15 protein-coding genes are annotated in these 13395 nt (G+C 38.6%); all 15 read left to right on the top strand.

The window, feature by feature from the left end; genetic code table 11:
• Positions 1–13: 13 nt before the first annotated feature.
• The 15 genes from smc to NLW78_RS06770 all read left to right on the top strand — a co-directional run bounded on the left by smc (position 14) and on the right by NLW78_RS06770 (position 13362).
• A complete protein-coding gene (gene smc, locus NLW78_RS06840; RefSeq protein ID WP_254496314.1) occupies positions 14–3580 on the top strand; it encodes a chromosome segregation protein SMC in 3567 nt (1188 codons plus the stop codon).
• A gap of 14 nt (positions 3581–3594) precedes the next feature.
• Positions 3595–4581 carry a signal recognition particle-docking protein FtsY gene (ftsY, locus tag NLW78_RS06835; RefSeq protein ID WP_254496313.1) on the top strand — a complete coding sequence of 329 codons (987 nt, stop codon included), beginning with the start codon at positions 3595–3597 and terminating at the stop codon, positions 4579–4581.
• 82 nt (positions 4582–4663) lie between these two features.
• A complete protein-coding gene (locus NLW78_RS06830) occupies positions 4664–4996 on the top strand; it encodes a putative DNA-binding protein (protein ID WP_254496312.1) in 333 nt (110 codons plus the stop codon).
• Between the two features lie 14 nt (positions 4997–5010).
• A complete protein-coding gene (gene ffh, locus NLW78_RS06825) occupies positions 5011–6351 on the top strand; it encodes a signal recognition particle protein (protein WP_254496311.1) in 1341 nt (446 codons plus the stop codon).
• 79 nt (positions 6352–6430) lie between these two features.
• Positions 6431–6703 carry a 30S ribosomal protein S16 gene (rpsP, locus tag NLW78_RS06820; RefSeq protein ID WP_254496310.1) on the top strand — a complete coding sequence of 91 codons (273 nt, stop codon included), beginning with the start codon at positions 6431–6433 and terminating at the stop codon, positions 6701–6703.
• 16 nt (positions 6704–6719) lie between these two features.
• Complete coding sequence (locus tag NLW78_RS06815) at positions 6720–6947, top strand: KH domain-containing protein (protein WP_254496309.1); 228 nt, start codon at positions 6720–6722, stop codon at positions 6945–6947.
• Between the two features lie 77 nt (positions 6948–7024).
• Positions 7025–7429, top strand: a complete 405-nt coding sequence (locus NLW78_RS06810; protein ID WP_254496308.1) for a YlqD family protein — start codon at positions 7025–7027, stop codon at positions 7427–7429.
• Positions 7426–7944: a ribosome maturation factor RimM gene (rimM, locus tag NLW78_RS06805; RefSeq protein ID WP_254496307.1), complete on the top strand. Its 519-nt coding sequence runs from the start codon at positions 7426–7428 to the stop codon at positions 7942–7944. The genes NLW78_RS06810 and rimM overlap by 4 nt, the downstream gene beginning before the upstream one ends.
• Positions 7944–8672, top strand: a complete 729-nt coding sequence (gene trmD / locus NLW78_RS06800; protein WP_254496306.1) for a tRNA (guanosine(37)-N1)-methyltransferase TrmD — start codon at positions 7944–7946, stop codon at positions 8670–8672. The genes rimM and trmD overlap by 1 nt, the downstream gene beginning before the upstream one ends.
• 133 nt (positions 8673–8805) lie before the next feature.
• Positions 8806–9150, top strand: coding sequence for a 50S ribosomal protein L19 (gene rplS / locus NLW78_RS06795; protein WP_254496305.1), 345 nt, complete (start codon positions 8806–8808; stop codon positions 9148–9150).
• 106 nt (positions 9151–9256) lie between these two features.
• Positions 9257–9814 carry a signal peptidase I gene (gene lepB, locus NLW78_RS06790; protein WP_254496303.1) on the top strand — a complete coding sequence of 186 codons (558 nt, stop codon included), beginning with the start codon at positions 9257–9259 and terminating at the stop codon, positions 9812–9814.
• Positions 9815–9829: 15 nt separating this feature from the next.
• A complete protein-coding gene (ylqF, locus tag NLW78_RS06785; protein ID WP_254496301.1) occupies positions 9830–10681 on the top strand; it encodes a ribosome biogenesis GTPase YlqF in 852 nt (283 codons plus the stop codon).
• Between the two features lie 78 nt (positions 10682–10759).
• Positions 10760–11539 carry a ribonuclease HII gene (gene rnhB / locus NLW78_RS06780; protein WP_254496300.1) on the top strand — a complete coding sequence of 260 codons (780 nt, stop codon included), beginning with the start codon at positions 10760–10762 and terminating at the stop codon, positions 11537–11539.
• A 12-nt stretch (positions 11540–11551) separates the two neighbouring features.
• On the top strand, positions 11552–13087 hold the full coding sequence (locus NLW78_RS06775) for a TP0910 N-terminal domain-containing protein (protein ID WP_254496298.1): 1536 nt from the start codon (positions 11552–11554) through the stop codon (positions 13085–13087).
• A complete protein-coding gene (locus NLW78_RS06770; protein WP_254496297.1) occupies positions 13084–13362 on the top strand; it encodes an EscU/YscU/HrcU family type III secretion system export apparatus switch protein in 279 nt (92 codons plus the stop codon). The genes NLW78_RS06775 and NLW78_RS06770 overlap by 4 nt, the downstream gene beginning before the upstream one ends.
• The last annotated feature ends 33 nt before the right edge of the window (positions 13363–13395 follow it).

Raw genomic sequence — 13395 nt, 5'->3', positions numbered from 1 at the left:
AGGAGGAAAAAATATGTTCCTCAAACGTTTAGATACAGTCGGATTTAAATCGTTTGCAGATCGAATATCAGTTGACTTTGTCCAAGGTGTTACAGCAGTTGTTGGACCTAATGGTAGTGGGAAAAGTAATATTACTGATGCAATCCGTTGGGTGTTAGGTGAACAGTCAGCAAAATCGTTACGTGGTTCCAAAATGGAGGACGTTATTTTTGCAGGTAGTGATTCACGAAAACCATTGAACTTTGCTGAAGTGGCGTTAACGTTGGATAATTCTGACCATGCACTTCCAATTGACTATCAGGAAGTAAGCATTACAAGACGGGTGTACCGTTCAGGAGAAAGTGAATTTTACATTAATCAACAGGCTTGTCGCTTGAAGGATATTGTTGAATTATTTATGGACTCTGGTCTTGGTAAGGAAGCATTTTCCATCATTAGTCAAGGAAAAGTAGAAGAAATATTAAGTTCTAAGGCTGAAGAAAGACGGTCCATCTTTGAAGAAGCAGCAGGTGTGTTAAAATATAAGCAACGGAAAAAGAAAGCCGAGCTGAAACTAGATGAAACACAAGAAAATTTAAATCGAGTCGAAGATATTATTCATGAAATCGAAGGACATATTGGACCTTTAGAAAAACAAGCACAGGTAGCAAAGGAATATTTAGAGAAAAAAGATCAATTAAAACATCATGAAGTCTCCTTACTTGTAACAGAGATTGAAGTGTTAAAGTCTCAGTGGGATGCTCTACTAGCAGAAATTGAGCAAAAGAAGGAAAATGCAATACATAAACAGACGGAGATTCAACAAGATGAGGCAAAACATGCAAAGGAAAAACACGATTTACAACATTTAGATCAACAAATTGAACAGTTGCAAAACAGTTTGTTAACGTTAACGAAGGAACTGGAACATTTAGAAGGCCAAAAACGGCTTTTTCATGAACGGTTGAAACATTATGAAGAAAATAAAGACAAGCTTACACAAGAACAAGTGAAGACAAACCATAAATTAACAGAAGTAAAAGAGAAGTTAGCAACTGAAGAAAGAACGTTAGCTTCCTTTGTCGAAAAGAGGAACGAAACGAAAAAACAAATTGCGTCCATGGAAGAGAAAATGTCTCTTTTACAGGAAAATGTGGAAGATAAGATTGAAGAGTTAAAAAGTGATTATATTGAAAGCTTGAATGAGCAGGCAGCCAAACGGAATGAAATTCAAAGCATTGAGCGCCAACTGGAACAAATGAAAGCAAAGCAAACTCGTCTTGCAGAACGGTTCCAAGGCTTATTGTCACAAAGGGACAATATTGAGGTAGAGCGAGAAGAAATGGAAACTCAATATAAAGAAGTTGTGGAAATACAGGCAGAAGAAGAGCGAGTTTTTGTCGAAATGAAGCAACAATATGAAGCTGAAAAGCAAGAGTTACAAAATAATGAGCAAAAACTGAATCAAGGATATCAACTCCTAGAAAAGCTTCGTTCCAAGAAAGAAATGTTAGAAGAGATGAAGGAAGACTTTTCTGGCTTCTTTCATGGGGTGAAAGCCGTTCTTAAAGCGAGCAAACGAAATCAATTAAAAGGGATTCACGGAGCCGTTGCTGAACTAATCGATATTCCGAATCAATATTTAACAACAATTGAGACTGCACTCGGTGCGCAGGCGCAGCATATCGTTGTAGCAGATGAATCGAGAGCGAGACAGGCAATCCAGTGGTTAAAAACATCCAATAATGGACGAGCAACTTTCTTGCCGTTAAGTACGATACAATCAAAGGAACTCCCATCAAGTATCCGTGAACATGTACAGAAAAGTCGAGGCTATGTCGGAGTGGGAGCTGACTTAATCCAATATGATCCACAATACGAGCCGATCATAAAGTCTTTGTTAGGCAATATTCTCATTGCGAAGTCCTTGAGCGAAGCAAATGAGATTGCTGCTTCCACGGGTCGTCGTTACCGTGTCGTTACCCTTGATGGGGATGTTGTCAATCCAGGTGGTTCGATGTCTGGTGGTGCTCGTAAAAAAACAAACAATTCCCTTTTTACAAGAGAGAAAGAATTAACACAAATTATCGAAAAGCTTACAGATTATGAACAAAAAACGAAAGAATTTGAAGAGGAAATTGCTTCGCAAAGAGAGAAAATAAAACGAAGTGAGCAGCAGTTGATTGGGAAAGAACAACAGTTAGACGAACTAAAAGCAAAAGCACATCGTGTAGATGGTCAGAAACGGGAAATCGAAATGAAATTGGCGAATGTTAATGAACATTTAACAATATATGATCAAGAACAATCCCAATTTGTTGAAGATGAAGAAAAGTTAGTAAGCTCGAAAAAAGAAGTCGCTGAACGTTTACAAGAGATTGAAATACAATCGAAACGGATACAAGACCAAGTCAATCAACTGACTGAAGAAAAGTCGAATCAACAATCCAATAAAGAAAAACTGCAAGAACAGTTTAATGAATTGAAGGTTATTCTTGCTGGGCAAGATGGTGAAGTCAACAATCAGCGAGAAAAAGTAAACCAATTACGACAACAGAAAGAAGAATTACGTGAACAAATCGTCACCATTGATCAACAAATGAGAGAATTAGACCGCATTAAGGAAGATAGTTCTTCCGCAGAAGACATTGCGGCCAAAACAGATGAAATGAGTCAAGATAAAACGAGCACAGAATTAAAACTCCAACAAAAACGAGAAGAGCGTCAGCAACGAATGAAACTGTCTGAAGATATGGAGCGGGAAATAAAAGAAAAGAGCCGCTTATACCAACAATTCACAAAGGAAATACAAGATAAAGAGGTTAAGGCTAACCGCCTCGATGTTGAGTTAGAAAATCGCCTCCATCAACTTCAGGAAGAATATGTATTAACATACGAAAAAGCAAGGCAAACTTACGGAAAAACAGAGCATATTGAACAAGCCAAGCAAACCGTAAAACAAATAAAACGGGAAATAGAGAGTCTTGGTACTGTGAATCTAGGTGCAATTGAAGAATATGAACGTATAAAGGAGCGTTATCAGTTCCTGACGGACCAACAGAATGATTTAATCGAAGCGAAAGAAACGTTATATACAGTAATCCGGGAAATGGACGAGGAGATGGTTAGAAGGTTTGACCATACGTTCTCCCAAATCCAAGAAGAATTTAGTATTGTATTTAAAGAGTTGTTCGGCGGTGGACGTGCTAGTTTAACATTAACAGACAAAACGAACCTCCTGGAAACTGGGGTCGATATTGTAGCACAGCCACCAGGGAAAAAGCTGCAGCATTTAGGATTGTTATCAGGTGGAGAGCGTGCTTTAACGGCAATTGCGCTACTGTTCGCGATTTTACGGGTTCGCCCGGTGCCATTTTGTGTTTTAGATGAGGTGGAGGCTGCACTAGATGAAGCAAATGTTAACCGGTTTGCTAAGTATTTGAAAGTCTTCAGTGAGGAGACTCAGTTTATTGTTATTACACATCGTAAAGGTACAATGGAAGAAGCGGATGTCCTCTATGGTGTAACGATGCAAGAGTCTGGTGTTTCGAAAATGGTATCTGTTCGATTAGAAGAAACAGAAGAAGTAATACAAGCCTAGAAAGGAAGTTCCAAATGAGTTTCTTTAATAAACTAAAAGATAAATTTAGTCAACAAACGGATCAAGTAACGGGTAAGTTTAAAGACGGTCTAACGAAAACCCGGAATTCATTTACAACAAAAGTGAATGACTTAGTTGCAAAGTACCGTACAGTAGATGAAGAATTCTTTGAAGAACTAGAAGAAATTTTAATCGGTGCTGATGTCGGTGTTCAAACCGTTATGGACCTCATTGAACAGTTGGAAATGGAAGTGAAGCGACGAAACATTAAAGATACTTCACAAGTAAAAGAAGTGATCTCTGAAAAACTAGTAGACATCTACTACGGAAAAGATAGTGAAGATGTCGAGGAACTAAACTTAAATGAAAACGGCCTATCGATTATTTTATTTGTTGGTGTTAACGGTGTTGGAAAAACAACGACAATCGGTAAACTTGCTCACAAGTTGAGAAGTGAAGGAAAGTCTGTCCTATTAGCTGCAGGAGATACATTCCGTGCAGGTGCAATTGATCAGTTGGACGTTTGGGGCGATCGTGTAGGAGTAGATGTTATTAAGCATAGTGAAGGTAGTGATCCAGCAGCAGTCATGTATGATGCTGTCCAAGCCGCTAAGTCCCGTGGGGTGGATGTTCTTCTCTGTGATACAGCAGGTAGATTACAAAATAAAGTGAATTTAATGAACGAACTAGAAAAGGTGAAGCGGGTTATTACACGTGAAGTCCCAGATGCACCTCACGAAGTATTGCTCGTTTTGGATGCAACAACAGGGCAAAATGCTCTTAGCCAAGCGAAGACTTTTTCTGCTTCAACAGACGTATCTGGAATTGTTTTAACGAAATTAGATGGAACAGCAAAAGGTGGAATTGTTCTTGCCATTCGTCATGAATTAAATATACCAGTAAAATTCGTAGGGTTAGGTGAACAAATAACGGACTTACAAACTTTTGATGCCCATGCTTTTGTTTACGGATTGTTTGCTGGAATGATAGAAGAAGAATAAATGCCTTCTATACCTTGACATGAAGTAAAGGGATTAGATACGATATTGTAAAGGCATTTCACTTAACAAGGGGTGCTCGCATTTGTTAGAAAAAACGACGAGAATCAATTATTTATTTGATTTCTACCAACAGTTGTTGACGGCTAAACAGAGTAATTACATGGAGATGTATTATTTGGAAGATTACTCCCTTGGTGAAATCGCCGAATCTTTCAATGTTAGTCGTCAAGCCGTATATGATAACATTAGACGTACAGAAACAATGTTGGAAGAGTATGAAGAGAAGTTGCTTCTTTATGAGAAATTTCAACAAAGAAAATTCCATATCCGCCAATTACGTGCGAAGTTGGAGGAAGACGTTACAAATAAGGACGAGTTGCTGGCTATCGTCGAGCAACTTGAAAAACTTGAATAGGAGGGCGGCTTATTATGGCGTTTGAAGGTTTAGCCGACCGTCTGCAAAACACGATCAAAAAGATTAAAGGTAAAGGGAAGGTAACCGAAGCGGATGTAAAGGAAATGACCCGGGAAGTCCGATTAGCGTTACTTGAGGCCGATGTAAACTTTAAAGTTGTAAAAGACTTTATTAAACGAGTGAAAGAACGTGCCATTGGGCAGGAGGTCATGGGAAGTTTAACCCCGGGACAACAAGTGATAAAAGTTGTAAAAGATGAACTTTCCGAGCTTATGGGTGGAGAGCAAAGTAAAATTGCAGTCGCAAATAAACCACCAACCGTAATTATGATGGTAGGTCTACAAGGTGCAGGTAAAACGACAACTACGGGTAAATTAGCAAATCATCTACGGAAAAAGCACAACCGGAATCCTATGCTAGTAGCAGCAGACGTATATCGGCCAGCAGCGATTAACCAACTCGAAACCCTTGGCAAACAGTTAAGCATGCCTGTTTTCTCCAAAGGCACAGAGGCGAACCCTGTTGATATTGCAAAGCAGGCGGTTCAACAAGCAAAAGATGAACATAATGATTATTGTATTATTGATACTGCTGGCCGCCTTCATGTTGATGAAAACTTAATGGATGAGCTGTCTAACATTAAGGAAGCCGTCCAACCTGATGAAATCTTCCTTGTGGTAGATGCGATGACAGGTCAAGATGCAGTAAATGTAGCAGAGAGTTTTGATGAACGTTTAGGTGTAACCGGTGTTGTTTTAACAAAATTAGATGGTGATACTCGTGGTGGTGCAGCGTTGTCTATCCGCTCTGTTACTGGTAAGCCGATTAAATTTGCAGGTGTCGGTGAAAAATTAGACGAGCTAGAACCATTCCACCCTGAACGAATGGCTTCAAGAATACTAGGCATGGGTGATGTGTTAAGCCTAATTGAAAAAGCACAAGAAACAGTTGATGAAGAAAAAGCGAAACAACTGCAAGAAAAAATGCGTGACATGTCGTTTACGTTTGATGACTTCCTGGAACAGATGCAACAAGTGAAAGATATGGGACCATTAGAAGATTTGCTTGGCATGATCCCAGGTGCAAACAAAATGAAAGGCATGAAGAATGTCCAATTTGATGAGAAGAAGCTCACACATGTTGAAGCAATCATTCAATCGATGACGAAGGAAGAAAGAATAGATCCGAAACTGATGAATGCAAGCCGGAAGCGTAGAATTGCCAAAGGCTCAGGAACATCTGTAGCAGAGGTGAATCGCTTATTAAAGCAGTTCGAAGATATGAAAAAAATGATGAAACAAATGACAAATATGAAAAAAGGTAAGAAAAAAGGAATGAACTTTCCGTTTATGTAATGGAAAAATACTTTACAGACGAAAAAATGTCTGCTAAAATCTTATCTTGTGTAAAACAATTTTTGGAGGTGCAATAAACATGGCAGTAAAAATTCGCTTAAGACGTATGGGTTCTAAGAGAAACCCTTTCTATCGTGTAGTAGTTGCTGATTCACGTTCTCCTCGTGACGGACGTTTTATTGATCAAATTGGAACATACAATCCGGTTGTTGAGCCTGCTGAGGTAAAACTTGACGAAGAGAAAGCTCTTGATTGGATGTCCAAAGGTGCAAAACCTAGCGACACTGTACGTAACCTATTTTCTGAGCAAGGCATCATGAAGAAGTTCCACGAACAGAAAAATCAAAAGTAAAGTAGTGTGATAAATCATGAAAGCCTTAATCGAAACGATTGTTCGCCCGCTTGTCGATCACCCCGAGCATATTGAAGTGAAGGAAGAAGAAACGGATTACAAAATTCGTTATCACTTAATCGTTCATGAAAATGATGTTGGTAAGGTTATTGGCAAAAACGGGAGAATAGCAAAAGCGATTCGTACAGTTGTGTACGCCGCTGGATCGGATTCGAACAAGAAAATATTTTTAGACATCATGTGATGTATAATTGGGGAGGGGGATAACCTTTCCCTTTTTTTAAAATACGGGCGTTTTAGTTGAAAGGGGATGAGTCCCTGATGAAATTTTTACGTACAACGACGGTTAAACAAGTGATTACCGAGAAAAGTAAGGAACATATCCGGGAAAAGTTCGAAAAACAACATTCCCGTCTTGAAAATGAGTGTTCCCAGTTACGGTTCGAGATGCGTAAATTAAGACGGAAGAAGGGCATCTCCCCAACAGATGTCGATAAACGATTTCAAAAAGAAATTGACCGACGCCAAAATCGAATGAAATGGATAGAATATCAACTAGAACAATTGGATATTTTACCAATAGGTAGTGAAATTATAGAAGACGAAGTAGAAGAAATGGTAGAAGTAGAAATCGGAAACAAATGGCAAGACGTGACCGGAAGCCGATCTGTTATTGTGAAAGACGGAATCGTGATAAGGATTGAAACTGCGGGGGATGAATTATGACTGAGAAGTATTTTAATGTTGGCAAAGTCGTAAATACTCACGGGATTAAAGGCGAAGTAAAAGTTGTAAAAATTACAGACTTTGAAGAACGGTTTAAACCAGGTAGTATACTTTACTGGGTTTCGCCAAACGGTGACATTACAGAAGAACTAGAAGTATCCAGCTATAGAACCCATAAAAACTTTCACATGTTACGTTTTAAAGGATATGATTCCATCAATGACGTAGAAAGGTTTAAAGGTGGTACCCTTAAAGTTACGGAAGAACAGCTTACACCATTAGCGGAAGGCGAATATTATTACTACGAAATTATTGGTAGTACTGTCGTAACAGATGAAGGGGAAGAGTTAGGTGTCATTAAAGAGGTGTTAGCTCCTGGTGCGAATGACGTATGGGTCGTGGAACGGAAAAAAGGGAAAGATTTACTCATTCCATACATTGATGACGTAGTGCGCACCGTTGATATACATAATAAAAAAGTAACGATCCAACCAATGGAAGGACTGTTGGATTAATGCACATCGATATTTTAACCCTCTTTCCGGAGATGTTTACGGGTGTTTTTCAATCTTCAATATTGAAAAAGGCACAAGAGACGAATGCCTTTCGATACGAAACAATGAATTTCCGGGAATTTACGAACAACAAGCATAATAAAGTAGATGACTATCCATACGGTGGTGGTGCCGGTATGGTATTAGCTCCGCAGCCTTTATTTGATGCAGTTGATCATTTAAAGCAAAAGCGGGAATCAAAGCCGCGCATTATTTTGATGTGTCCCCAAGGTGAGCGTTATACACAACAAAAGGCAGAAGAGCTTGCCCAGGAAGAACACTTAATCTTTTTGTGTGGACACTATGAAGGGTATGACGAGCGAATTCGAACTCATTTAGTGACAGATGAAATTTCAATCGGGGACTTTGTATTAACAGGTGGAGAACTTGGAGCAATGGTAGTAGTAGATAGTGTTGTCCGTCTATTACCTGGTGTTCTTGGTAATGATGAATCAGCACAACAAGATTCTTTCTCAACGGGCCTGTTAGAACATCCACACTATACAAGACCGAGAGAATATAGAGGCTTACAAGTACCAGATGTTTTAATGTCAGGCAATCATCAAAAAATTGAAGAGTGGCGCAGATATCAATCGTTAAAAAGAACATTTGAACGTAGACCGGACTTGTTACAAGAGGTACAATTGACAGATAAAGAGAAAGAATGGTTGGAAAGTTGGAAGAAATAACAACATAATATTGCAACATGTTAAGCATTATGATATATTTATTTTTGTGCTTAAGTGTGTACTTAAGGAATAAACAATGTTCCGCTGCTAGAGATTTAAGGCAAGAACATTCGTGTGGAAGGAGTGAGCAGTAATGCAAAAACTTATCGAGAATCTTACAAAAGACCAACTTCGTACTGATCATCCAGACTTTCGTCCTGGTGATACTGTAAAAGTTCACGTAAAAGTTGTTGAGGGTAACCGTGAGCGTATTCAGGTGTTCGAAGGTGTTGTCATTAAACGCCGTGGTGGCGGAATTAGCGAAACGTTTACAGTGCGTAAAATTTCTTACGGTGTAGGTGTTGAACGTACATTCCCTGTACATTCACCAAGAATCGAGAAAATCGAACGTACTCGTCGTGGTAAAGTACGTCGTGCTAAACTTTACTACCTACGTAATCTACGTGGTAAAGCAGCTCGTATTAAAGAAATTCGTTAATAACAGTTTAAAAGACAAAGGGGCTTGTATCTTCAAGCCCCTTTTTTTAGTATAATAAAGATGACGAGAAACAACAGGAACGATAACGTGGAGGGAAATAAATAGAATGTCCCAAAAAGCATCTAGTTTAAGAAAATGGATAAAAACGATTTTGTTCGCTGCCGTGCTCGCGTTCATCATTCGTTTCTTTTTATTGGCACCCATCGTCGTTGATGGTCCATCCATGCTTCCTACATTAAAAAACGGTGACTACCTAATTGTGAATCGGTTAAGTTACATAGTTGGTGAACCAGAACGCTTTGATATCGTTGTATTCCGTGCAACGAAGGAAACGGATTATATTAAGCGTATTATTGGATTACCTGGTGAACATATTGAATATAAAGACGGTAATTTATATGTGAATGGAAATATTGTAAAGGAACCATATGTGGAACAATCACGAATAAGTGAACAACAATACTTTTACTTTACACGTGACTTTTCTCTACCAGACCTCCCAGGTAACTATCGAGAAATTCCTGAAGACTATGTACTAGTATTAGGGGATAATCGTCCAAATTCAACCGATAGCCGTATTTTAGGATTAATCCCGTTAGATCAACTAGTTGGGGAAGCACATTTTATTTATTGGCCTTTTAAACGTATCGGTACTGTAAATTAACGGTAGGTGATAATCGTGACGATTCAATGGTTTCCGGGCCATATGGCTAAAGCGAAGCGAGAAGTTGAAGAAAAATTAAAATTAGTTGACTTTGTAATAGAATTAGTGGACGCACGTGTCCCTGTATCCTCGCAAAACCCAATGTTACATGATGTATTAGGGCAGAAGGAAAAGATGATTGTGCTAATGAAAAAGGATTTAGCAGACCCATCCTTAACGAATGACTGGTTAACTTACTTTCAGGAGCGTGATGTTCCTGCATTAGCTTTAAATGCACATGAAGCAAATGATATCCAAAAGTTAGTTAAAGAAGCAAAAGCCCTTGGGCAACATAAGTTAGAACGGCTAATCAAAAAAGGGATTAAACCTAGGCCGATTCGAGCAATGATTTTAGGTATTCCGAATGTAGGGAAATCGACCGTTATCAATCGCCTAGCTAAAAAGAGAATAGCAAAAACAGGAGATAAGCCAGGAGTAACAAAACAGCAACAGTGGATCAAAGTGAAAAAGGACTTTGAATTATTAGATACACCAGGAATTCTTTGGCCTAAATTCGAAGATCAAGAAATAGGTAAAAAGTTAGCGGCAATTGGAACGATAAAAGATCAAATCCTTCCTATGGATGATATCGCTGTATACGTATTACAGTATTTTAGAAAGCATTATTCATACCGTCTTGAAGAACGATATGGTAATCAATTTGAATCAGAGGATATAGCGTCTTGGTTTGACTACATCGGTAAAAAACGCGGTTGTATTGGTCCTGGTGGTGTCGTTGATTATGAAAAAACTGCAGATGTTATTATTCGTGACTTACGTGCGGGACATTTAGGAAAAGTAACCTTTGATCGACCATATGAATCATAACGGCAGGCATGCATCCAAAGGGTGTATGCCTTTATCTTTTTTGAATAAAGACGATATAGTACATGAGGGGGGAGCGAAATGAAAGAGACAAAAACCATTACACAAATAAAACAACAATTAGAACAAGGATATTTTACAGAAGAAGAATGGCAGCAATTTAAGCATGATGAGCGAAAAGGGGTACAAGCCCTTATTCATAAATTTGAAAAAAAACTAGCTGAAAAAAAGGCTTTGCAAGAGAAGTTTGAAAGAATGTTAGCCTATGAAAAACAAGAGTGGGCAAATGGTATGCAATATACTGCGGGTATAGATGAAGTAGGACGTGGGCCATTGGCCGGACCTGTAGTAGCGGCAGCAGTAGTGCTACCACAAAATTTTTATTTAGAAGGACTCGATGATTCAAAAAAGTTATCAAAAGAGAAACGAGAAACCTATTATACGTATATTAAAGAAAACGCTGTTACATATGGAATCGGTATTGCAAACAATCAACAAATTGATGATATCAACATTTATCAAGCTACAATATTTGCAATGAAAGAGGCAATAGGACAGTTATCGCCAAAACCTGATTCTTTATTAATTGATGCAGTTCCGTTACGGGATGTCGCAATTCCGCAACAATCATTAACAAAAGGAGACCAAAAAAGTGTTTCCATTGCTGCAGCAAGTATATTAGCCAAAGTTACGAGGGATCGGTTTATGGAGGAGATACATAAGGAATTCCCAAGCTATCACTTTAACTCGAACGTTGGATACGGAACAAAAGATCATATAACAGCATTACAACAATATGGACCATCACCTTACCACCGTTTCTCCTTTGCACCAGTACAACAAGCATTAATGAAAAAATAGGAGGGAAGCGGAATGGACAAACTCCAAACCGTTGATCACTTACGCCGCATTCAGCAAAAGGCACCTTTAACATTAAAAGAAGGTCAAATCGTGAGAGGGAAAGTGATAAAGTTTTTTCCGGAAAATAAGGCGATGATTCATCTGGGAAATAAGCAGGTCATTGCTCAACTTGAACGTCATTTGCAAGTGAATAATTCATACTTATTTCGTGTAAATCAAACTCATCCCCAAATTACGTTACAGGTTTTCAGTGATAAGGTTGTGAAGAAGAAGGAAGAAGCGGCTGCTGTACTGTTGGAGAGGCTTGGTTTAAAGAGTACTCATACCCGGTTGCGTGTCGTTTCTGCTGTTTTACGTGAACAGATTCCATTACGTCTGGATATGTTGTTACAAGCCTTTGATTTATTGGAAAAGCAAACAGATTCGAAAGCTGAGGTTGTATTAATTGAATTACTCAAAAGAGGGTTACCGGTTAAACAACAAGTTTTGAACGGACTCACAACCCACTTATTTCCGGATATATCTATGTATGATCAGTTAGAGATCATATATAAAACGTTGCAACGTAACGGTACAGGAGAAGGATATAGCCACCAACTTCGATCACTCCTTTCTCTTTTCTTTCAAAATGAAGTAGAGCCTGTCTCCAGTGCCCTGACAAAACAGATCTACACCGAATTAGAACGGCAGTCTGACACGACATTTCGTTTACTACAAAATGTGAATTGGATTAAATCGGATGTGTCTTTTGGGGAGTGGCAACAACAATGGAAAGATTATCATTTGAAACAAAGCGAGAATCTATCAAATTTACCATATCAACTAGGACAAGTAGATGAGTTATTGAAGACTTTCATGAGTCATTTGCAATTTACTGAACACGATGGTGAACAGGTTATTCTCCGCCGGTGGATAGTCCATGGATTAATGTCAAGTAATTTTCTGCGTGTTACCACAACGGAACAGTTCTTTTTCAAAATAAGGTGGTTAATTGATTTATTACGGCCGAACCGTAGTAACGTATGGCGTCAAGATTACCCATTTCTTTTGAATCTTTTACAACTCGTCAGTCAACAAGTCCCTATGGAGCAACAATCTTTATACAGCAAGGCCATGGATCTCCTCAATGGAATTCATTTTGCTTCAACTGAAACCCGGGAAGAATTTTTCCTCCAAATCCCGTTACCTAATACATTATTTGGGATGGGAAAGGATGCATACATGACATACGAAGGAAAAAAGGATGAAAATCGGCGCATTTCTTCAGATTATTGTCACATCGTATTTTATTTAATGTTAGGTGAACTTCGTGAAACAATCATTGATTTAAACATTCAAAACCGCAATATTTTCATGGTAATTCATAATGAAGAGCCCAATCGTATTCAAGCGTCTATCCAAATGTTAGAAAAGACGTTGAAAGATCGTATTAAGCAGGTGGGATACACACTGACGTATATAAGAGTCACAACTTTAGATGAAAATGAGGAAAATGTGCAGGAGTCTCCACCGAAATGGACCGCACAAGGAGTAGATTTCAAAATATGAAGGATCAAAAAAGGGAACAAAAGTCAGCATTTGCATTACGCTACGAAGAAAAGAAAGATGATTCACCCCGAGTTATAGCAAAGGGAGAAGGATATGTAGCTGAAAATATGATAGAGAAAGCGAATGATCATAATATCCCTGTATATGAAGATGAAACACTTACCGAATTATTAGGGGAATTGTCGATTAACGAAAAAATTCCAGAAGAATTATATGAGGTGGTTGCAGAAGTGTTTGCCTTTATTTACAAGGTAGATAAGAAGCAGAAAGCGTGAAAATGTTTTCATTCCTGCTTTTAAATCGTGAAA

Origin of the sequence: Salirhabdus salicampi, from assembly GCF_024259515.1 — a bacterium.
GTDB lineage: Bacteria > Bacillota > Bacilli > Bacillales > Alkalibacillaceae > Salirhabdus_A > Salirhabdus_A salicampi.
The sequence above is the reverse complement of the archived record's forward strand: the minus strand, read 5'-3'. Positions and strand labels throughout refer to the sequence as shown.